Origin of the sequence: Pseudomonas cuatrocienegasensis (assembly GCF_900110925.1) — a bacterium.
GTDB lineage: Bacteria > Pseudomonadota > Gammaproteobacteria > Pseudomonadales > Pseudomonadaceae > Aquipseudomonas > Aquipseudomonas cuatrocienegasensis.
In genome coordinates, this window is the sequence record NZ_FOFP01000007.1 from 202500 (window position 1) to 222784 (window position 20285).

22 protein-coding genes, 1 pseudogene and 1 riboswitch are annotated in these 20285 nt (G+C 62.1%); of the genes and pseudogenes, 13 read left to right on the top strand and 10 right to left on the bottom strand.

All coding sequences use genetic code 11. The features are described from left to right. The first annotated feature begins 33 nt into the window (after positions 1–33). Genes BMW49_RS12135 through BMW49_RS12145 form a run of 3 tightly spaced genes read left to right on the top strand, consistent with a single transcriptional unit; the run spans position 34 to position 2896 of the window. Positions 34–1161: a GGDEF domain-containing protein gene (locus BMW49_RS12135; RefSeq protein ID WP_069520098.1), complete on the top strand. Its 1128-nt coding sequence runs from the start codon at positions 34–36 to the stop codon at positions 1159–1161. Next, positions 1154–2095, top strand: a complete 942-nt coding sequence (locus BMW49_RS12140; RefSeq protein ID WP_069520097.1) for an iron-sulfur-binding ferredoxin reductase — start codon at positions 1154–1156, stop codon at positions 2093–2095. Before BMW49_RS12135 ends, BMW49_RS12140 begins: the two co-directional genes overlap by 8 nt. 30 nt (positions 2096–2125) lie before the next feature. Beyond that, positions 2126–2896 carry an enoyl-CoA hydratase gene (locus BMW49_RS12145; RefSeq protein ID WP_069520096.1) on the top strand — a complete coding sequence of 257 codons (771 nt, stop codon included), beginning with the start codon at positions 2126–2128 and terminating at the stop codon, positions 2894–2896. A gap of 117 nt (positions 2897–3013) precedes the next feature. On the opposite strand, the gene pyk is transcribed toward BMW49_RS12145, so the two are convergent. Continuing rightward, positions 3014–4465, bottom strand: coding sequence for a pyruvate kinase (gene pyk / locus BMW49_RS12150; RefSeq protein WP_069520095.1), 1452 nt, complete (start codon positions 4463–4465; stop codon positions 3014–3016). 201 nt (positions 4466–4666) lie between these two features. On the opposite strand from pyk, the gene BMW49_RS12155 reads away from it, so the two are divergent. The 3 genes from BMW49_RS12155 (at position 4667) to BMW49_RS12165 (ending at position 6092) form a co-directional block, all read left to right on the top strand. Further along, a complete protein-coding gene (locus tag BMW49_RS12155; RefSeq protein WP_069520094.1) occupies positions 4667–5041 on the top strand; it encodes a tetratricopeptide repeat protein in 375 nt (124 codons plus the stop codon). A gap of 212 nt (positions 5042–5253) precedes the next feature. Continuing rightward, positions 5254–5676 (top strand): DUF4124 domain-containing protein, encoded by a 423-nt coding sequence (locus tag BMW49_RS12160; protein WP_069520093.1) that lies wholly within the window; start codon positions 5254–5256, stop codon positions 5674–5676. Positions 5677–5735: 59 nt separating this feature from the next. Continuing rightward, a complete protein-coding gene (locus BMW49_RS12165; RefSeq protein ID WP_069520092.1) occupies positions 5736–6092 on the top strand; it encodes a PilZ domain-containing protein in 357 nt (118 codons plus the stop codon). A 74-nt stretch (positions 6093–6166) separates the two neighbouring features. On the opposite strand, the gene mqo is transcribed toward BMW49_RS12165, so the two are convergent. Continuing rightward, positions 6167–7657, bottom strand: a complete 1491-nt coding sequence (mqo, locus tag BMW49_RS12170) for a malate dehydrogenase (quinone) (protein WP_069520091.1) — start codon at positions 7655–7657, stop codon at positions 6167–6169. Positions 7658–8517: 860 nt separating this feature from the next. On the opposite strand from mqo, the gene BMW49_RS12180 reads away from it, so the two are divergent. Further along, a complete protein-coding gene (locus BMW49_RS12180) occupies positions 8518–9102 on the top strand; it encodes a YajG family lipoprotein (protein WP_069520090.1) in 585 nt (194 codons plus the stop codon). 103 nt (positions 9103–9205) lie between these two features. Here BMW49_RS12180 and BMW49_RS12185 read toward each other — a convergent pair whose 3' ends face one another. After that, on the bottom strand, positions 9206–9412 hold the full coding sequence (locus BMW49_RS12185) for a hypothetical protein (protein ID WP_069520089.1): 207 nt from the start codon (positions 9410–9412) through the stop codon (positions 9206–9208). Positions 9413–9753: 341 nt separating this feature from the next. On the opposite strand from BMW49_RS12185, the gene BMW49_RS12190 reads away from it, so the two are divergent. Beyond that, positions 9754–10065, top strand: coding sequence for a hypothetical protein (locus BMW49_RS12190; protein WP_069520088.1), 312 nt, complete (start codon positions 9754–9756; stop codon positions 10063–10065). Between the two features lie 496 nt (positions 10066–10561). Here BMW49_RS12190 and BMW49_RS12195 read toward each other — a convergent pair whose 3' ends face one another. Continuing rightward, positions 10562–11725 carry a 1-acyl-sn-glycerol-3-phosphate acyltransferase gene (locus BMW49_RS12195; RefSeq protein WP_170829064.1) on the bottom strand — a complete coding sequence of 388 codons (1164 nt, stop codon included), beginning with the start codon at positions 11723–11725 and terminating at the stop codon, positions 10562–10564. Positions 11726–11856: 131 nt separating this feature from the next. Between BMW49_RS12195 and BMW49_RS12200 the strand changes: the two genes are divergently transcribed. Genes BMW49_RS12200 through BMW49_RS12210 form a run of 3 tightly spaced genes read left to right on the top strand, consistent with a single transcriptional unit; the run spans position 11857 to position 12943 of the window. Beyond that, positions 11857–12039 (top strand): CPXCG motif-containing cysteine-rich protein, encoded by a 183-nt coding sequence (locus BMW49_RS12200; RefSeq protein ID WP_069520086.1) that lies wholly within the window; start codon positions 11857–11859, stop codon positions 12037–12039. Next, positions 12039–12299 carry a putative signal transducing protein gene (locus tag BMW49_RS12205; protein ID WP_069520085.1) on the top strand — a complete coding sequence of 87 codons (261 nt, stop codon included), beginning with the start codon at positions 12039–12041 and terminating at the stop codon, positions 12297–12299. Before BMW49_RS12200 ends, BMW49_RS12205 begins: the two co-directional genes overlap by 1 nt. Before the next feature lie 26 nt (positions 12300–12325). Continuing rightward, positions 12326–12943 carry an SOS response-associated peptidase gene (locus tag BMW49_RS12210; RefSeq protein WP_069520084.1) on the top strand — a complete coding sequence of 206 codons (618 nt, stop codon included), beginning with the start codon at positions 12326–12328 and terminating at the stop codon, positions 12941–12943. An 18-nt stretch (positions 12944–12961) separates the two neighbouring features. Here BMW49_RS12210 and BMW49_RS25610 read toward each other — a convergent pair whose 3' ends face one another. Beyond that, complete coding sequence (locus BMW49_RS25610) at positions 12962–13804, bottom strand: methyl-accepting chemotaxis protein (RefSeq protein WP_425272763.1); 843 nt, start codon at positions 13802–13804, stop codon at positions 12962–12964. Between the two features lie 12 nt (positions 13805–13816). Then, positions 13817–15112: pseudogene (locus BMW49_RS25615) on the bottom strand (methyl-accepting chemotaxis protein); the annotation flags it as partial. Positions 15113–15300: 188 nt separating this feature from the next. On the opposite strand from BMW49_RS25615, the gene BMW49_RS12220 reads away from it, so the two are divergent. Beyond that, positions 15301–16122 carry a M48 family metallopeptidase gene (locus tag BMW49_RS12220; protein WP_069520082.1) on the top strand — a complete coding sequence of 274 codons (822 nt, stop codon included), beginning with the start codon at positions 15301–15303 and terminating at the stop codon, positions 16120–16122. 9 nt (positions 16123–16131) lie between these two features. Here BMW49_RS12220 and BMW49_RS12225 read toward each other — a convergent pair whose 3' ends face one another. From BMW49_RS12225 to BMW49_RS12240, 4 genes are all read right to left on the bottom strand, one after another. Further along, positions 16132–16575: a ketosteroid isomerase-related protein gene (locus BMW49_RS12225; protein ID WP_069520081.1), complete on the bottom strand. Its 444-nt coding sequence runs from the start codon at positions 16573–16575 to the stop codon at positions 16132–16134. A gap of 105 nt (positions 16576–16680) precedes the next feature. Beyond that, on the bottom strand, positions 16681–17265 hold the full coding sequence (locus BMW49_RS12230; protein WP_069520080.1) for a TMEM165/GDT1 family protein: 585 nt from the start codon (positions 17263–17265) through the stop codon (positions 16681–16683). Between the two features lie 86 nt (positions 17266–17351). After that, a riboswitch (yybP-ykoY riboswitch) is annotated at positions 17352–17480 on the bottom strand. 43 nt (positions 17481–17523) lie between these two features. Continuing rightward, a complete protein-coding gene (locus BMW49_RS12235; RefSeq protein WP_069520079.1) occupies positions 17524–18522 on the bottom strand; it encodes a class I SAM-dependent methyltransferase in 999 nt (332 codons plus the stop codon). Positions 18523–18549: 27 nt separating this feature from the next. After that, on the bottom strand, positions 18550–19515 hold the full coding sequence (locus tag BMW49_RS12240) for a 2-hydroxyacid dehydrogenase (protein WP_069520078.1): 966 nt from the start codon (positions 19513–19515) through the stop codon (positions 18550–18552). A gap of 108 nt (positions 19516–19623) precedes the next feature. Here BMW49_RS12240 and BMW49_RS12245 point away from each other — a divergent pair, with 108 nt between their 5' ends. Then, complete coding sequence (locus BMW49_RS12245) at positions 19624–20253, top strand: LysE family translocator (RefSeq protein ID WP_069520077.1); 630 nt, start codon at positions 19624–19626, stop codon at positions 20251–20253. The last annotated feature ends 32 nt before the right edge of the window (positions 20254–20285 follow it).

The window sequence follows — 20285 nt, forward strand, 5'->3', positions numbered from 1 at the left end:
GAGTTGGCCGGATGCCATTATGGGACGGAGCCCATGACTCGAAGCAGTCAGCGCACCAGTCAGCGTACCCTACAAAGCCTTTTGCTGAAGCGCTTCGGCATGGCAGTGGCAAGCTATGTCCTGGTTTTTGTGGTGTGCCTGGTTGGCGGCTACAACGGGCTACTCACTGGCACCCCCGTGCTTTATCTGCTGCTGATTGGCGTCATCGTGCTGAGCCAGGCGCTGTTTTTCTGGTTGTTCGTGAGTGCGCGCAACCTGCGTTTTCGCGACCCCAGTCTGACCGAAGCACAGGTGCTGGTAGCGCTGACCTGGCTCGGCGCTTTGCTCAGCTTGCTCGATGAAGGGCGCGGTACGCTGTTGGCGCTCTATGTTCTGGTGATGCTGTTCGGCGTGTTCCAGTTGCGATCCCGGGTCTTCGCTCGTTGCGCGCTCTTTGCCTTTTGCTCGTTCAGCGCGATCAATCTGTATGAGGCCTACACCTATACGCTCGGCAGCCCAGGCCTGGCAGCGATGCAGGTATTCACCCTGGCTGTGCTGCTGCTCTGGCTGTGCCTGTTTGCCAATTACATGCAAACCATGCGTCAGCGTATGCGCCAGCGCCGTTTCGCGCTGCAAGCGCATCAGGACACCTTGCGCGGCATGATGCGCCAGCTCGAAGACCTGGTGGCGACCGACGAACTGACAGGCCTGTGCAACCGCCGACATTTTCTGCACCTGGCTACGCGCGCGCTTGAGGAGCTACAGCCTGAAAGCCGCCTAGGTCTGGCACTGATCGACCTGGACCATTTCAAGCGCATCAACGATGTTCACGGTCACGCTGCTGGCGACCGGGTGTTGCAGATGTTCGCGGGCGTGGCCCGGGCCTGTTTGCGTGATGGCGACACCATCGCCCGTTATGGCGGTGAGGAATTCGTGCTGCTACTGCCCAATGCTGACAGTGACCAGGTCGCCAGTTGCTGCGAGCGTTTGCGCGAAGCCTTCGCCCAGGCTGAACCGATTGGCATTAAAGTGGACAATCTCAGCCTATCCATTGGCATGACCCTGATGACCTCGAACGACAACCTCGACGACGCCTTGCAGCGTGCCGACCAAGCCCTCTATCAGGCCAAGCGGGGCGGCCGTAATCGTTGCGCGGCCGCCTGGGAGGACAGCGGTGCCTGAGTTGCGGGTCGGTACCCAGTGTTTCAGCGTGACCGTGGGGCGTAACCTGCTCGATGCATTGCTGCAGGCGGGGATCGAGCTGCCCCACAGCTGCCGCGCCGGTAGCTGCCATGCCTGCCAGGTCCGCTGCCTGGCGGGGACGCCGCAGGATGCCAGGCCTGACGCACTGACGCCGGCCGTACGAGAGCAGGGCTGGCGCCTGGCCTGCCAGTGTCAGGTGGTAGAAGATCTTGAGGTTGTCCCCTTCGACCCTAAGCGCGATGGCCGCGAGGCGCGGGTACTCGCCTGTGACTGGCTGACTGACGACGTGTTGCGCCTGCGCCTCGAACCATTGCAGCCGTTGCGCTATCGCGCCGGTCAGCATCTGCTGCTATGGAGTGCCGAGGGGATTGCGCGGCCTTATTCGCTGGCCAGCCTGCCCGGTGAAGACCCTTGGCTGGAGTTTCATCTTGATTGTCGTCACGCTGGCGCCTTCTGCTCGACTGCCCGGCGCCTGCAGCCTGGTGATGTGCTGCGTCTGGGGCAGTTGAGCGCCGGCGCGCTGCACTACGATGCTGACTGGCAGGCCCGCACGCTCTGGCTGATCGGCAGCGGTACGGGACTGGCGCCGCTGTATGGCGTACTGCGTGAGGCGCTACGCCAGGAGCACCAAGGGCCGATCCGCTTGATTCACCTGGCGCACGACAAGGCGGCGCACTACCTGGCTGAGCCCTTGATGCAGCTCGCCGAGCAGCATGCCCAGCTGCGTGTCGAGCTTATCACTGCGGCCGAGCTGCCAGAGGCTTTGGCCGAACTGCGGCTTGTCGCCCGGCGAAGTCAGGCCTTACTCTGCGGCCAGCCCGAACGCGTAGAGGATATTGCGCGCCGGCTCTACCTCGCTGGCGTGCCGCGTAATCAGGTGCTTGCCGACCTGTTCCTGCCGCCCGCCTGCTGAGCCCTCGTTGGTCTGTATGAGGCATGCTCCATGGCCGAATCCCACCTGCTGGTCGAGCGCGAGCCCGGCCTGTTGACCCTGCGCCTGAACCGGGCCGAGAAGAAAAACGCCCTCACGCGCGATCTGTATGCGCGCCTCGCCGAAGCGTTGCAGCAGGCAGCCGAGGACAGCAGTGTACGTGCGGTGCTGCTTACTGGCGGTGAGCAGTGCTTTACCAGTGGCAACGACGTCGCTGACTTTCTTCAGGCGCCGCCCACCGGGCAGGACAGCGAAGTCTTTCTATTTATGCGCGCGTTGTTCGAGTTCCCCAAACCGATTGTGGCTGCAGTCAGCGGGCCGGCCGTGGGCATCGGCACCACGCTGTTGCTGCATTGTGATCTGGTCTATGTCAGCCGTTGCGCCGCGCTGCGCATGCCTTTCGTCAACCTTGGCCTGTGCCCCGAGTTCGGTTCCAGCCTGATCCTGCCGCGCCTGCTCGGCCAGGTCCGTGCCGCCGAGTTGCTGCTTCTTGGTGAGGGGTTTAGCGGCGAGCAGGCGGCCGCCTGGGGGATTGTCAATGCCGTGCTGGAAGATGGCGCCGCGACCTTGAACAAAGCCCGTGAGGTGGCGCTGGCTTTTACCCGTCTGCCCCCGGCGGCGGTAGCAGACAGCAAGCGACTGCTGCGCGCGCCCGAGCGCGAGCGGCTGCGCCAGGTTATCGAGGAGGAGGGCGCACTCTTTACCAAACGCCTGCACTCACCGGAGGCCCGCGAGGCGCTAATGGCTTTTATGCAGCGGCGCACGCCGAACTTTGCGGCCTGAGGGGGTGGGGCGGCAAAAGATTCAGGCAAAAAAACGCCGCGATCTCCAGTGGAGTCGCGGCGTTTTGCTGACTACAGGTGTCGCACGTAAAGCACGACCTGCGTGTCACCCAGCTGCTTACACCAGGGCTTCACCGACATGCAGAATCTTCATGCCGTTGGTGCCGCCGATGGTGTGGTAGCTGTCGCCCTTGGTCAGGATCACCCAGTCGCCCGGCTCCACCAGACCACGCTTGAGCAGCTCGTCTACGGCTGCCTGGCTGACTTCGCCAGGTTGCAGCGCTGCGGGATCGAAGGGAATGGTGTAGACGCCGCGGAACATCGCCGCACGGGCCTGGGTGGCGCGGTGTGGTGAGAACGAGAAGATCGGCACCGAGGAGCGGATGCGCGACATGATCAGCGGTGTATAACCGCTTTCGGTCAGCGCGATGATCGCTTTCACCCCAGGGAAATGGTTGGCCGTGTACATGGCCGCCAGGGCGATGCTTTCGTCGCAGCGCTCGAACTCGGTGCCAATGCGGTGGCTGGATTTCTTGCTGGTTGGGTGCTTTTCCGCGCCCAGGCAGATGCGTGCCATGGCCTGTACCGCTTCGAGCGGGTAGGCGCCGGCGGCGCTTTCGGCCGAGAGCATCACCGCGTCGGTGTAGTCGAGCACGGCGTTGGCCACGTCGGAGACTTCCGCGCGGGTCGGCATCGGGTTCTGGATCATCGACTCCATCATCTGCGTAGCCGTGATCACCGCCTTGTTGTGGCGGCGGGCGTGCAGAATGATTTTCTTCTGGATGCCGCACAGCTCGGCATCGCCGATCTCTACGCCGAGGTCGCCACGGGCCACCATGACCGCGTCGCTGGCGCGGATCAGACCGTCGAGGGTTTCGTCGTCGGCCACGGCTTCGGCGCGTTCGATTTTCGCCACCAGCCAGGCGGTACCACCGGATTCGTCACGCAGCTTGCGCGCGTATTCCATATCCGCAGCGTCGCGCGGGAAGGACACGGCCAGGTAGTCGAGGTCCATTTCCGCGGCGAGCTTGATGTCGGCCTTGTCTTTCTCGGTCAATGCCGGCGCCGTCAGGCCACCGCCACGGCGGTTGATGCCCTTGTGGTCGGACAGCGGACCACCGATCACCACCACGCAATGCAATGCATCGGCCGAGGTCGACTCGACCCGTACCACGACACGGCCGTCGTCGAGCAGCAGCTCGTCACCTACGCCGCAGTCCTTGACCAGGTCCGGGTAGTCGATACCGACGATTTCCTGGGTACCGGCGGTACGCGAATGGCTGGTGGAGAACGTGAAGTGATCACCCACTTTCAGTTCGATGCGTTTGTCAGCGAACTTGGCGATACGGATCTTCGGCCCTTGCAGGTCACCGAGCAGGGCAACGTGCCGGCCATGCTTGGCGGCCAGGTCGCGGACCAGCTTGGCGCGCGCCTTGTGCTCGTCGGGCGAGCCGTGAGAGAAGTTCAGGCGGGCCACATCGAGGCCGGCGAGGATCAGTTGTTCGAGTACTTCGGGCGAGTTGCTGGACGGGCCAAGGGTGGCGACGATTTTGGTACGGCGAAAGGTCATGCGCAGACTCCTGAGTTGAAGCTCGTAGCGAGGCTACTACGCCACCGCGCTGTAGTCATTGTTCGTCTGCACTACCTTGCGCCTGCTTTGTGCACATTAAATGGTGCGCATAGCCTGTGGACGAATATGCCCCGTCGGCCTGATATGGGCTGCAGTTTTTCGCGCACCAGTCGATACACTGCCCAGTGAAGGAGAGACGTTATGCGCACTGTGCTGTTTGTGATCGCGGTACTGAGTACCGCAGGCTGTACCCGGATGTCGCTCGATCATCACCTTAATAATGCCTACCGGGCCTATAACGAAGGTGAGTGCGAGCAGGTCATGCTGGAGTTGTCCCAGGCCGAGCGCAAGAGTCGCTCGCGCAGCTACCTGCAACCGGAAATCTCGTTGTTGCGCGGGCAGTGCCTGGAGCGCCAGAACCTGTACGTCGATGCGGCGCAGACCTACCGGTTTATCGTCACTCGCTTTCCGGGCAGCGAGTACGCCTACCGTGCCCACGCGCGGCTGGACACCTTGCAGCAGTTGGGGCATTACAGCAGCGCCGAGCCAGCACGGCCAAGCCCGGCAAAACCCTAGGAGCCTGTCGGGCTTAACCGTCCGTAGCGAGGGGAAGTCGGTTTGAGTCAGTTTTGTTGCTCTTTCGAGGCGAATAGCGAGCTATTTAACGAGAAAGAGCGGCAAAAATGGCCATATCCGGCTTTTCCGCAGTAGGACAGTGTTAAGTCTGACAGGCTCCTATCTCCAGCCCGTGCGGCTACACTGGGACGCCAGGTCAGGGAGAACGGGGTATGCGGTTACTGTGGTGTGTGCTGTTGCTGCCCGCGTTGGCGAGCGCGGAGATCTATCGTTGGGTGGACGCCAACGGCCAGGTGCATTTTGGCCAACGTCCAGGCAGTGCGGCGGCCGAGGCCGTGACGGTCGAACCGCAGGTGGTCGAGCGCGATGCCGCTACTCGCGAACGCGAGGTCCGTACCCAGCGTTTCTACGATGCGCGCCGCGAGGAGCAATCCAGGGCTGCGGCCCAAGCCTTTGAACGCAAGGCGAGCAAGGCCCGCGAATGCAGTGAGTGGCGCAGCAGGCTGGCGCAAATGCCTGAGGGGCGGCGCTATTTCAAGGCCGAAGCCGATGGTCAGCGCAGCTATTACAGTGACGCCGAACTCGACGCCGCTCGTCGCGAATTGCGCAATCAGCTGGCTCTACACTGCTCCTGAGCTGGTCGGTTGGCGTCCTGCGGGCCATACTCTCCGCACTTGTCTAGCGATTTGCCATCATGCCAGCCCAGCGTCATATCGAACGGCATCAATTGCCGTATTTCCTCAAGGTGTTCAACCGAATTACCGACAAGCCCATGGGCTCGCTCGGCAATGTGTCGCGTGACGGCTTGATGTTGATCAGCTCGTTGCCGCTGCTGCTGGGTGCGCGCTTCGATATGCGCCTGAAAATTCCCGGTAAGGACGCGCCGCATTACATCGACTTCAGCGCAACGTGCCAGTGGAGCCGTGAGGATGTCACGCCGGGCACCTACGACTCCGGCTTCGCGTTGCTCAGTGCGCCACAGGATTACGTGGACATGGTCGATGCGCTGCATCGCTACTTCAGCTTCTACCCGCTCTCGACCTCGGCCTGACCTCAGCTCCTGAAGCGCGAACGCCCTGCCAGGCAGAACCTGGCAGGGCGTTCGTCGTGCGCGTCAGGCGCTGATCAGGCGTCGAGCTGCAGCAGGGCGTTGGAGCGTGCCTGGACTTCCCGGTAGCGCTCGGCATCGGCGGCTAGCACCGTGCCCATTGCCGGGAAGATCTCGGCCAGCTTGGCTTGCCACTGTTCGCTGCGCAATTGCTCGGGGAAGCAGCGTTGCAGCAGGTCGAGCATGATCGACACCGTCACCGAGGCGCCAGGGGAGGCGCCGAGCAGGGCGGCCAGAGTACCGTCCTGAGAGGCCACCAGTTCGGTGCCGAATTGCAGGATGCCGCCTTTTTTCGGGTCTTTCTTGATGATCTGCACGCGCTGGCCAGCGATTTCCAGGCGCCAGTCCTCGGCTTTGGCTTGCGGGTAGAAACCGCGCAAGGTCTCCAGGCGTTTCTCGTCGGACTGCAGCACTTCCTTGACCAGGTAGCGGGTCAGGTCGAAGTTGTCCCGCGCCACGGCGAGCATCGGCCCGATGTTATTCAGGCGAATCGACATCGGCAGATCGAGGTAGGAGCCGCGCTTGAGGAACTTGGTGGTGAAGCCGGCATAGGGGCCGAACAACAGCGAGGTCTTGCCGTCTACCACGCGGGTGTCCAGGTGTGGCACCGACATCGGCGGCGAACCAACCGCCGCCTGGCTGTAAACCTTGGACTGGTGCTGCTTGACCACTTCGGGGTTGTCGCAGCGCAGCCACTGGCCGCTGACCGGGAAGCCGCCGAAGCCTTTGCCTTCCGGAATGCCGGATTGTTGCAGCAGCGACAGCGCTGCGCCGCCGGCGCCGAGGAAGACGAACTTGGCCTGGATTTCCCGCTTGGCGCCTGTCTGCAGGTCGCTCACGCTGACGCGCCAGCCGTCGGCGTTGCGTTGCAGGCCGGTGACCTTCTGCTGGCAGCGAACGGTCGCGTCAGGCAGTTGGCCGAGGTGCTCAAGCATGCGCGTGGTCAGGTTGCCGAAGTTGACGTCGGTACCTGCCATCACGCGGGTCGCCGCGATCGGCTCGTTCGGGTCGCGCCCTGGCATCATCAGGGGCATCCACTCGGCCATGGTGGCGCGGTCTTCGGTGTATTCCATGTCGCTGAAGGCGTGGTGCACGCTCAGCGCCGCAAAACGCTTCTTCAGGTAGTCGATGCCTTTTTGCCCGCGCACGAAGCTCAGGTGCGGGATCGGGTTGATAAAGGCTTTCGGCGAGCCGAAGGTGCCTTTTTCCACCAGATAAGCCCAGAACTGCTTGGACTCTTCGAACTGGGTGTTGATGGTCACCGACTTTTTGATATCGATCGAACCGTCCGCTGCTTCGGGCGTGTAGTTCAGCTCGCAGAGGCCGGCATGGCCCGTGCCTGCGTTGTTCCAGGGGTTGGAGCTCTCTACCGCGCCAGCTTCCATCTGCTCAAGCACCTCGAGCTGGATGCTCGGGTCGATTTCCTTGAGCAGTACAGCCAGGGTCGCGCTCATGATGCCGGCGCCGACCAGCACCACATCTACAGTTTGGTAATCGTTATGCGCCATTCCCACGTCTCCAGAAAAAAGCAGTAACCGTCGAGGATCGAAGACCACGCGAAGTTGGCGCGGTCAGCTGTCGCCGTGTTGTCTGGGTTGAGAGGAGTGGATGCCGCGTTTGCCAGCCACCTGATCGTTCATGTTTTCGCCACACTCTTGTGAAGTTGTTAAACCCGTTTTCTCACGCTCTTTTGGAGCCGTGAACCTCAAAAAGTTCGTGTGCCAGGCGGCTTATGGCCCGCACATGTCCCCTGCGTGCATGGATGCTCAGGAGGAATGCGGGGCTCAAGCGGCTGCCGGAGTGGGCAACACGAGGTGGGCGACTCTCTGGGGCGGGAGCGGATGCCGAGGCATCTGCGGTACGACGAGGCCCGATCAGGAGACGACCTTATAATCGGGGCGCGATTATAAGGCCAAAGCAGGCAAATTGATTGCGCGAAGTGACTTTTCTTCTGGCTGCGGTCAGGCAGGCAACGCCGCGTAACGGATCAGCTCCGGCGTCATATCAGGAGATTTTTGCTTGAGTAGGCAGCGGAGGATTGAGCCAGGCGAGTTGCTGTTCACCGTCTTCAGTCCAGCCAAGGCCTAGTGGCGCCTGGGCTGAGCACTGAAAAGCCGGGCACCGACCAGTGCTGTCGGTATAGGCGAAGGTGCGCTGGCGAGGGCGAGAGCCGAACAATGAACGCAGTAAGGTCATCCGTAATAACCGCTTCGGGCAACGACTAAAGTCTTATGCCTGGCGGCTGTGACAGCGGCGTGACAGGAACCCACGCAGTAGCTGTTGAGTCTTAGTATGCGACGCTGTTAGGTCCCGGTGCCGCTGGGTATACTGCGGACCACTTTTTGCGCCCCCACCTTGGAGAATGAGCATGCTGCATCGCCTGATGTTTGGTCTTCTTGCTGTGGCCAGCCTGACTCTGGTCGGTTGTGCCCTCAGCCCGCAACAACTGAGCCCGCAACCGCGCCTCATCGGTACTCTGACACCTGTGGGTCAGGGTCAGCCGGTGGTGGTGCGTGTGGCGGACGGTCGCCCTTCGCCGGTGCTTGGCACCCGTGGTGGCCTTTACCCGGAAACCAGCGCCATCAGCGTAACTGGCCAGGACATCCTGCCAAAGCTGCAAGCTCAGGCAGAAGCTGCGGTTCGCCTGCTGGGCTTTACGCCGTCGCCGAATGCCTATAACGCGCCGCAACTGACCCTGACCCTGGCTGAACTCAAGTATCAGTCGCCGAAGGAAGGTCTGTACGTCACCGAGTCTGACATCACCGCCACCTTCCGCGCCGACGTGCAGAACAGCTCGCGTCGTTACAGTGGCCGTTATGGTGCGTCGCTCAACCAGCGTTTTGGTATGGCGCCAAACCAGGAAGCCAACACCAAGCTGATCAGCGATGTACTCAGCGATGCGTTGACCCGCACGTTCAAGGACCCGACCATCGGCCAGATGCTCGGCCAGTGAGCCTTGGGCCAGGTGAACTGGCCTGAGTGAGGCGGGCGGTTTAGGTCGCATAAAGAAAAGGCTGGACGGTATTGCTACCCTCCAGCCTTTTTTGTGGGAATGCTTAGGCAGCCTGGGCGAAAAACTCCGGCAGTGCATAGCCGGTGTGCATGTCGATATCGGGCAGGTCGTAATGCTCGTGGCCGCCCAGGGCGCAATAGCCAAGCCAGTGGTGGTCCTGCACATTGAACGAAAGCGCGTCGAGGGGGCTGTCGATTTCGTCGAGCGAGTCGATCAGGTAATCCTGGTCAAGCGGTTGCGGATTGAGCATGGCATTTCCTCCAGAAAGCAGTGTGCACGTATTGACCGTGCAGTCATGCTTGTTCAATCAAGTCCTGCGCCAGACCGGTTGCGGTTTTAAGACAGTTTCGAGATAGCGCATTACGCTCGTCGGAAAGGGAAGGTCTAAAAAAGCACTTTCAGTACACTGCGCGCGTTTTTGCGGCGCGGCCGCCACAGTCTTGTGCCCAGCTATGGGGCGCGTAGGTGTGAATGGCTGTTGCGGCGGCCTGTGCTGAGGCCCGACCCAGAGCCTTTGGTGCATTCGCAGCGGCCCTATGTGGGCACTCGGTTACCGTTTTGGTGCGCGCCTGTTCGCACCTGGAGCTTGTGATGACGTTACAGCTGTTGTGGACCGTGGTGTTAGCCAGTCCTGCTCGTTCGTTGAATGGCCTGGCATTGTTTTTCGCCCTGTCAGGCAGTTGGTTACTGCTAGCTACGCGTATCCGCGAGCAACGTCTGCGCGAGCGTGTGCCTGTTCTGGCAAACCCTCAGCTGTCCTGGTCAGATGTGGCGGCTGCCGATGTCGCTACGTTGCGTATAAATCGATTCTTTTACCGATTCGCCAGCATCTGCCTGTCTGGCGCGCTGCTGTTGTCCTGGTTGAGCACGCAGAGCTGGTTTTGGACAAGGCTTGCTTCGTGACACCAGGCAGTCGAGCGGCAGCCTAGGGTCTGTTGACGTTTCGTCGCAAGCCGCGTTGCTGCGAAAAATCTCGCCAGGCCGGGCGGCGTTCCGCTAGGCGGAGGACGCAGGGAATGGTTGTTCCCTTGCCAAGTCCTCCAACACCGCATGGCGAGATTTTTCGCGCAACCCGCAGGGCCGGGCCCGTTTTAGCGCGATGCTGCGTTTCTCGATGGCTCATTTAGCCGGCTAAACTTCGCATCTCGTGCCTTGCCTCGCGCTAAAACTGGCTCCGGCGCGGCCGCGAACGAAACGTCAACAGATCCTAGTGTCACGACACACATAATTGGTCGCTATCTGTAGGAGCGAAGGGGGCGCCTAGCCTTTACTCGCGATAATCCTCGAAAGCGCTGGAAGCGTCGCGGCTAGAGCGGAACGCCGCCCGGCTCCTCCCACGGAGCCTGGCGTTGACCGACATTTGATTTGTGTCACGACCCCAGGTCTGGAGTGCGGAGGGTTACAGAGGCAGCCCGGCCTTGACCCGGTACTGGTTGCGCACTGGCATGGCGTACTGGCCAATCAGATAGGGGCGATGCGGCGCTGGGCAGTTGTCCAAGCGTTTCTGCCATTGTGCTTTGGCCTTGGCCAGCTCCTCAGTGCTAAACAGCTGCTCGGCCTCGGGGACCGGCAGGGCTGGTTCGCGCTCGGCCCAGGCTGCGTAGGCCAGGTAATGCACCGGGAACAGGCGGTAGTTGCCCAGGATCTGCTGATCGACAGCCAGCGCCAATTGACGGGCGTCTTCCGGTACCTGCTGGATGGGCGTACCAAATTGTACGTGTACGCGACCCTTGTAGCCGGTGATGCCTAGGGCGATGCTCTGGTCATCTTCTCCTGGTGTCTTGGTGTAACTCCCGGTACTGGCGCGGATATAGAGTTCGCGGGCCTTGGCCAGGTCGCACGGGTCGTATTCGTAGCTGATCGATACTGGTGTCAGACGCAGGGCCTGAATCACCTCAGCGAAAGGCTCCTGCTTGCGGCTCATATGGAACATTTTGAGGATGGCCGAGTCGGTGCGGTCGTCGCCGTCCTTGGCCCGGCCTTCGGCCTGGGCGATCCAGATCGATTGTGCGTCGTCGCGAATCGAGTGGTTGATATACGCAGAGAGCAGTTGGTAGGCCGCCAGCTTTTCTCGGCGTCCGCTGATCGAGCGGTGCACGATGAAGCTCTTGTTCAGGCGCATCAAATCACTGACGAAGGGCTTCTGCAGCAGGTTATCGCCAATGGCTACGCGGGGTGTGGGTAAGCCTGCATGATAGACCGCGTAGTTGACGAAGGCCGGGTCCATGACGATGTCACGGTGGTTGGCCAGAAACAGGTGGGCACTGCCATGCCGCAGGTGCTCGAGGCCGGCGTAAGTCACCCCGTCGGTGGCTTGCTCGATACTGTGATCGACGTAGTTTTCGAGTTTGTCCTGCAGCAGCGCAACGGTGTGTACGTCGGCGAATTCGCGGCGCAGGCGATAGGCGATCAGCGGCTTGAGCAGCCAGCCCAGTGCGCCGGCCAGGCGCGGGAAGCGAAAATGCGTCAGGGTGTCGAGAAACGCAGGGTCGGCCAGCAGGCGCGCCAATACCGCAGGCACCTCGGCGTCGTCGTAGGGTCGGATGGCATCAAATGCGCCCATCATGCTCTCTTGTTCTTTCGCTGCGGTTGACAGAAGGTTGGGGTGTCCCGGTTAACAGGTGGTTTTTCAACGGCCTGTTAGGGGCCAGCAGTAGACCAGCAATTATACCTACAAGTCACACGGAGGCCGCGATGTTGGAAACCCATGGTTATGACTGCCCGTACTGCGGCGAGCCGGTCGAGGCAGTGCTCGACCTGTCGGCAGGCGACCAGCAATACATCGAAGACTGCCCGGTGTGTTGCCGTCCGATTGTCTTCGACTTGCAGACCGACGGCGAAGACTGGTCGCTGGATGTGCGTGGAGAGAACGATTGATGCAGCGAATCTACGAACCCCAGGACGTGATGGAGGGCGAGTTGCTGCAAGGCATGCTCGCCAGTGAGGGCATCAGTGCGCACCTGACTGGACGCCATCTGGTGGGTGCCATGGGCGAGTTGCCGGCCTGTGGGTTACTCGCCTTGACGGTCGCCGATGCCGATGTGGGGCGGGCGCGGCAGTTGATCGATGCGTACAATGCCGCCCAGCCATTGCCGGGTGACGAGCCCGACGAGGTGCAGGGCGTGCTGCTCTGCTGAGTCGCCTTTGCCTGTTGAGCTTGCCCATGTGTGGACGCTACGCCCTGTTTCGCTGGACGCCGGCCTTTGCTGCGTTGCCAGGATTTCCCGCTGATCAACAGCCGCACTGGAGCCTGTCGCCCCATGCTCAGGTGCTGCTGCTGCGTCAGGTCGAGGGGCGTAACGAGCTGGCGCGGGTACGTTGGGGGCTGACCCCGGCCTGGCTCAAGGATCTGTCGAAAACACCCGCCCATGCGCGGGCTGAAACCCTGGCCGAACAGCCGATGTTTCGCGATGCCCTGCGTTTGCGCCGCGGCCTGTTACCGGCCAACGGCTTCTATGAGTGGCGCGGTGCGGTGCGCAAGCGGCCTTATTGGCTGAGCGCAGATGCCAGCCCGCTGTATTTTGCTGCGTTATGGGAGGCCTACCCGGTACCGGGCACGGTGTACCTGAGCGCGGCGGTGATCACCGTGGCGGCGGCCAATCAGCGCCGGCCATTGATTCTGGACGAGGCAGGGCAGGCCGCCTGGCTCGATCCAGACACCCCGGTCGAGGTGCTGCACGCACTGCTGGCCAGCCCGCAACCAGCACTGCGTGAGCGGGTACTGGCCAATCTGGTCAATGACCCGACCTTGGATGCGCCCGAGTGCCTGACGCCCGGTTGATAGCCGGGCGCGCGCGGCTCAGACCTTGAACTGATTGATCAGGCGTCGTTGCTGCTCGGCCAGACGGGTGAGCTCGGCACTCGCCTGGCTTGCTTCATCGGCGCCACTGGCCACCTCGTTGGCGACCTGGCCGATGTTGGTGACGTTGCGATTGATGTCTTCGGCCACTGCGCTCTGTTGTTCCGCTGCGCTGGCGATCTGCGTGTTCATGTCGTTGATCACCGAAACCGCCTGGGTAATCGACGCCAGGGCCTGAGCAGCTTCGCCGGCCTGCTGCACGCTGATCGCAGTCTTGCCCTGGCTGTCCTCCATGACCTTGACCACATCGCGGGTACCGCTTTGCAGGTTCTGGATCATGCTCTGGATTTCCTGGGTCGCCTGCTGGGTCTTTTGCGCCAGGTTGCGCACCTCATCGGCGACCACGGCGAAACCGCGGCCCTGTTCGCCAGCACGGGCTGCCTCGATGGCGGCGTTGAGCGCCAGCAGGTTGGTCTGCTCGGCAATGCTGCGGATGGCCACCAGGATGGCGTTGATGTTCTCGCTGTCCTTGGCCAGGGTCTGCACCACACCGACTGCCCGACCAATTTCACTCGCCAGTTCAGTAATCGCGTGGCGGGTGTTCTGCACGATCTGCATGCCGTGTTGCGCGGCCTGGTCAGCGTGGTTGGCCGCTTCGGCAGCGTGGGTGGCGTTGCGTGCCACATCCTGGGCGGTGGCGGTCATCTGGTGCACTGCGGTGGCCACCAGTTCGATCTCGGCCAGCTGTTTCTGCACGCCCTGGTTGGTGCGAATGGCGATATCGGCTGTGTGCTCGGATGAGTCGCTGACCTTCTGCACCGAACTGACCACCTGGGTGATCATCGCCTGTAGCTTGCCGAGGAAGGTGTTGAAGCCGCTGGCGATCGCGCCGAGTTCATCGGCTCGATCGGACGTCAGACGACGCGTCAGGTCACCTTCGCCCTGGGCGATGTCCTGGAGCATGGCAACCATCTGCTTGAGCGGGCGGGCAATTCCACGGCCCACCAGCCAGACGCCCAGCAGCCCTATGGCCGCCACCAGCAGGCCGACGATCGTCATGCCGAAGGTATTGGCGCGGGCCTGGGTGGTGAGATCGCTTTGCATGGTGTGCAGGTCGGCCATGACCTTATTCAGTGGCATGACCAGCATCAGCACCCAGCGATGGTCGGTCTCGCCGATAGTGAAGCTGGCGAACAGTTCGATGTGGTTCAGGCTGGGGTCGGGTTGCTCGTCGATGTCGTACTGCACTTCGCCACTCTGCAGGTTTGCCAGGTTGGCCAATTCGTTGGCATCGAGCAGGGCCGTGGCGGGGGAGCCGAGTTTGTCCGGCGCTTTGGTCGAGGCGACGATACTGCCATTGGAGGCTATCAGAGCCAGTTCGCCAGCGCCGTCGTAGAGTTGACGGTCGGCGTTGAGCAGTAGCTCCTGAATGAAGTTCACCGCCAGATCCGCACCGGCAATCCCGCGGAACTCCCCGTTGACCAGGATGGGGGTGGTGAAAGAGGCAAGCATGATGGTCTTGCCGCCCACGTCGTAGGGTGCTGGGTCGATCACGCAGGCGCGCTTGCGCTCTTTTGGGCACAGGTAATACTCGCCTTCGCGCACGCCGGTGGGCAGGCGGGTTTCACTCTCCAGCGTGCCGAGGGAGTCGATACCCAGGCTGCCGTCGCTATTGCGAAACCACCAGGGGATAAAGCGGCCGGTACCGTCGTAGCCATTCTCCTTGGGGCCGGCGTAGAGGTCGTCGTTGCCATCGAAGGCGTTTGGCTCCCAGCCGATGTAGCTGCCGAGAAGCTTGGGGTTGCGTTCGGTGGTCTGGCGCACCAGGTTGGACAGCTCTTCGCGGCTGGCATTGAGTTGCGGGCTGCCGTTGGCATCCTGCAACCCCAGCAGCTCATTGGCATGCGCCAGGTCGGCCGTTACTCGCAGGGGGAGGTCGAGTTCACGCTGGATCTGCAGCACCTGAGTTTGCACCAGGCTGACCAGGCGCTGCTGGATAACCTGCTCCAGCAATGCCTGGGTGCGCGCTTGCACCAGTGCCTCGTTTCGCCCGCTGGTAAACATGGCGTACAGCACCAGCGCCGCGACGACTGCCAGCACACTGACACCGGCCAGGGCCGCGACGGAAAACTGGATGGACTTAAGCTTCATGGCAAGCTCCAGCAAACGGTGGGGTGCATCGTTGTATCGGCAGGGGGGTGGGAAATCCTGAATGACCCTGTGCTGATACAAGCTGGCCAATAGCTATAGCGCAAGTTTTCTACAACTCTGCAACGCGTCTCGCAACGAAACGTCAACAGGCCCTAGAATGGCGGCGTTCATTTATATGGAGATAGAACATGAAATCCGTGTTGACCTTGAGCACCCTGGCGGCAGCAGTGCTGCTAAGCGCCTGTCAGGCCGTAAACACCACCAGCGGCGGCGCAGTTGGGGTGGAACGTAAGCAGTACATGTTCGGCATGTTGTCGACCGCTGAGGTCAACCAGATGTATGCCCAGTCGTACCAGCAGACCCTGAGTGAGGCGTCGAGCAAGGGTGTGCTCGATGCCAGCAGTGCCAATGCAAAGCGCCTCAAGACAATTACCGATCGCCTGATCAAGCAGGCGCCAGTATTTCGTCCCGACGCAGCGCAGTGGCAATGGGAGGTCAATCTGATCGACAGCCCTGAGCTCAATGCCAACTGTGGCCCAGGCGGCAAGATCATTTTTTACAGCGGTCTGATGACCAAGCTCAAACTCACCGATGACGAAATCGCCGCGATTGTGGGTCATGAAATGGCCCATGCCTTGCGCGAGCACGGCCGCGAGGCGATGTCCAAGGCCTATGGTGTGGCAATGGCCAAGCAAGGGGCCGGGGCACTGTTGGGATTGGGCGAGAGTGGTATGGCGATGGCCGACACCGTGGTGCAATACAGCCTGACCCTGCCCAATAGCCGCGGTAACGAGAACGAGGCAGATCTGATTGGTCTGGAGCTGGCGGCGCGGGCGGGTTACAACCCCAATGCCGCCGTTACGCTGTGGCAGAAAATGGCCTCGGCCAGCGAGGGCGCACCGCCCGAGTTCATGAGCACTCACCCGTCGTCGACCAGCCGTATTGCGTCGTTGCAGGCGGCCATTCCCAAGGTCATGCCATTCTACGAGCAGGCGCGCAGCAGCCGCTGAACCACAGCCTCAGGGCAAGGCTTTCTCGGCGAGAGGTCGGGTTTTCAGGCCGAGCTGGGCGCGGAAGCTTTCCATGTCGAACATGGTGCAGATTTCCTGAATTTCTTTTGCCGGAGTGAGCCTCCAGAACGCCATGGCGGAGATACTGAGGACTTTGTCGCTAGGTGGGTAGCCGAGGGCAGGGGTCTGAATGGTGCCAATCAGCGTGCACCAGGTCACGACCTTGTAGCCCTCGGCCACGCAGTCCTCAACGATCACTTCGAGGTCCGGCATGGCCAGGCGAATATTCTGCACCAGGCGAGCGAAGCCATCGTTGTTGAGTGGGTGGCCGACAAACGAGCTTTTGTAGAGAAAATCACGGGTGTGCAACTGATCAGCCAGGGCCATGCGGCCCTTGTTCCAGGTCAGATCGATGTGCTGGCATACCAGCTTCTTATGGTCATCCAATGACATAACAAGTATCCGTAACGAAAGTGAGCAAGTTTTTGCTCATTTTATCGTTCGGGCTTGCCTCAAAATCATTGGCCGAAGTGACAATCAATCGGCGTCAATTAGCTGTCAGATTATTCCGCTGAAATGCAGTGCCTGGTAGCTGGCGTAGATCGCCAGGGCGGCGAAGGCGCAGGCGGCGAGGCGACGGATCAGGGTCAGCGGCAGTTTTTCAGCAGCGAAGTTACCTGCCAGTACCACGGGCACATTGGCGATCAGCATGCCCAGCGTGGTGCCGATGACCACCAGGACAAAGTGCGGATACTGCGCCGCGAGCATGACCGTAGCGACCTGGGTCTTGTCGCCCATCTCGGCCAGGAAGAACGCAATCAATGTGGTCAGGAACGGGCCGAAGCGCTTGAGTTTCGAGCTTTCATCGTCATCAAGTTTGTCGGGCACCAGGGTCCAGAGGGCCACCGCGACGAACGAGGCCGCGAGGATCCAGCTCAGGGTCGCAGGTGAGAAAAAACTGGCAACCCAGTTGCCAATGGCACCTGCGGCGAAGTGGTTGGCCAGGGTGGCGACCACAATGCCCCAGATGATCGGCCAGGGGCGACGAAAGCGTGCCGCCAGCAGCAAGGCGAGCAATTGCGTCTTGTCGCCGATTTCGGCCAGGGCAACGATCAGGGTGGGGACGAACAGGGATTCAAGCATCAGGCTTCCTGGGGGGCGGGTCGACACGGCTATGACACGTACAGCCTCCCCGCCCCGGGTAAGGTGTGCGTGTCATAGGTCTTGTCAAACCTCGGGTCCTTTTGCAGGACCTCGGGTCGTACGCGCCATGGTCTGCTGACCAAGTATGTTGACGCGTACCGGGCGAGTCAGCGCTTGAGGCTGCTCGCGGGAGACTACTCCCCTAGGACGGGCGCATTTTGCCCAAAGCCGTCTGAGTGGGCAAGCAGCATTTTCTGCTCAGCGAGCGCGAGCGCGGTAGATGCGAAAGCCATTGGCCTCCGTCAGGGTCTGGCACGGGCCCAGGTGGGTTTCGATCAGCGGTGGGTATTTGAGAAAGCTGTTGGCCACCAGGCGCAACTCACCCTGGGGTAGCAGGTGTACACGTGCCTGGCGCAGCAAGTGTTCAGTGGCCTGGTAGTGGGTGTGTACGCCCTGGTGGAACGGCGGGTTGCTGAGTATCGCACTGAGCCCGGACGGTGCCGCGTCGATGCCGTCACCGGCGATCACGTTGGCTTCCAGGCCATTGGCCGCCAGGGTCAGGCGGCTGCTGGCCACGGCGAAGGCATCGACATCCAGCAGGGTCACCTGGCTGGATGGGTAGCGGCGTTTCAGCGTGGCGCCGAGGACGCCGGCGCCACAGCCGAAGTCCAGCAGATGGCCGCTGGGCAGGTCGTCGAGATGCTGCAACAGCAGGGCGCTGCCGACGTCCAGGCGGCCATGGCTGAACACCCCAGGCAGGCTGACGACCTGCAACTCACCATCGCTCAGCGGCAGGCTGTAGTGCCTGGCCAGGCTTTCCAGTACCGGTGCCGTTGGCGGGGTATCGACCCGTACTTGCCAAAGCTGGCAGTGGCGGGCGCTGTCGAGTTTGCGTGGGCTGCCGAAGGCGGTCAGTTGCTTGGCGGCGCGCTCGATACCCGCACGTTTTTCCCCGACCAGATAGAGCAGCGCGCCTGGCAAGCGTGCGGCCAGGCTGGCGAGCAGGTAATCGGTGAGCTCACGCGACTTGGGTAGGAACAGTACGGCCGCTTCGCAGGCGCGGGCGCCCGGCTCTACACCGAAATAGCAGCGCCCGGCGAAGCGTGCTGCCAGTTGTGCCTGTTCACCCGCATGCCAGCTCCAGCCGTGAGCCTGGGGCAGGTGACCGAGCAAGTCATCAGCCGGTAGGCCGGCGAGCAACAGCTCACCGCCGAACAGGCCGGCCTGACGCAGCAGCACTTCACTTCGCGGGTCCATGGATGCTCCTTGAAAAAGCCGCGCAGCTTAGCTGACAACGCGACAGGGCGCACCGCTGGCGAATCCGACAGCATTCTCCAGCAGCTGGCCGACGATCCGCTGGCGCGCTTCGCGGCTGCCCCAGGCGCTGTGCGGGGTGATGATCAGGCGCGGAATATCCTCGGCCAGCAGCGGGTTGCCATCGCGCGGCGGCTCCTGGGTCAGCACGTCGCTGGCGGCACCGCCGAGGTGACCAGCGCGCAACGCATCGGCCAGGGCCTGCTCGTTGACCAGACCACCACGGGCGGTGTTGATCAGGAAGGCACCCGGCTTCATCAGGGCCAGTTCGCGGGCGTCGATCAGGTTGCGGGTGTCGTCTGTCAGCGGGCAGTGCAGGGTCAGGGCATCGACCTGAGGCAGCAGTTCATCCAGGCTCAGGCGGTCAGCCCGCGGCGGGCGGCCAGGCAGCTGGCCGAGCAGCACGCGCATGCCGAAGGCTTCGGCCAGACGCGCCACGGCGCCGCCGAGCTCGCCGTGGCCGAGCAGGCCGAGGGTCTTGCCTTCAAGCTCGACGATGGGATGGTCGAGCAGGCAGAACTGCTTGGCCTGCTGCCAGCGGCCGGCGCGAATATCGCGCTGGTAATCCGGTAGGCGGGTGGCCAGGGCCAGCAGCAGCATCAGGGTGTGCTGCGCCACTGACGGCGTGCCGTAACCGTGGCAGTTGCTGACCACCACGCCGTGGGCGCGGGCGGCGGCGAGATCGATGTTGTTGGTACCGGTGGCCGAGACCAATACCAGGCGCAGCTCGGGGCAGGCGGCGAAGGTGGCGGCATCGAGTGGGACTTTGTTGGTGATGGCGACCTGGGCGTCGCGCAGGCGTTCGATGACTTCGCTCGGCTGGGTGCCGGCATGCAGGGTCAGCTCGGCGAATGCCTGCTGCAGAGGCGTCATGTCCAGATCACCCAGGTCGAGTGAACTGTGGTCGAGAAAAACCGCGTGGTGGGCAAGGGACATCGGTAAATCCTGTGTCTGAGCGTGGGTGGACGCGCTACTCGCAGGCAGGGGCAGCGACCTGTATAAATACCGAGCCTACCAGACCCTCTTTGCCCGTGCGGAGCCCTTATGTACTGGACCGAGTTTTTTACAGTTGCCCTGATTCACCTGTTGGCGGTAGCCAGCCCAGGGCCGGACTTTGCCATCGTAGTGCGCGAGAGTGTGGCCTTCGGCCGGCGTACCGGGCTGTTCACCGCCTTGGGCGTGGGTGTTGGTATCCTCGTGCATGTGGCGTATTCGCTGCTCGGTATCGGCCTGATCGTGTCGCAGTCGATCGTCCTGTTCAACGCCCTGAAATGGCTGGCGGCGGCTTACCTGCTGTATATCGGCATCAAGGCCCTGCGTGCTCGACCGGCTGCCGAACAGGCGCCATTGGCAGATACGCCTCATGTGCAGCGCTCGCCAAGGGCCGCCTTCGTGACCGGCTTTGTGACTAACGGGCTGAACCCCAAGGCCACGTTGTTCTTCCTGTCGCTGTTTACCGTGGTGATCAACCCGCATACCCCGCTGGCCATTCAGGCCGGTTATGGGCTGTACCTGTCGCTGGCCACCGCGGCCTGGTTTTGCCTGGTCGCACTGCTGTTCAGCCAGGCACGGGTGCGCGCCGGTTTCGCCCGCATGGGCCATTGGTTTGATCGGCTGATGGGGGCGGTGCTGGTCGGGATCGGTGTGAAGCTGGCGCTGACCGAAATGCGCTGAACGCCAGCCTGTTCGGCGAGGATGTAAGGCTG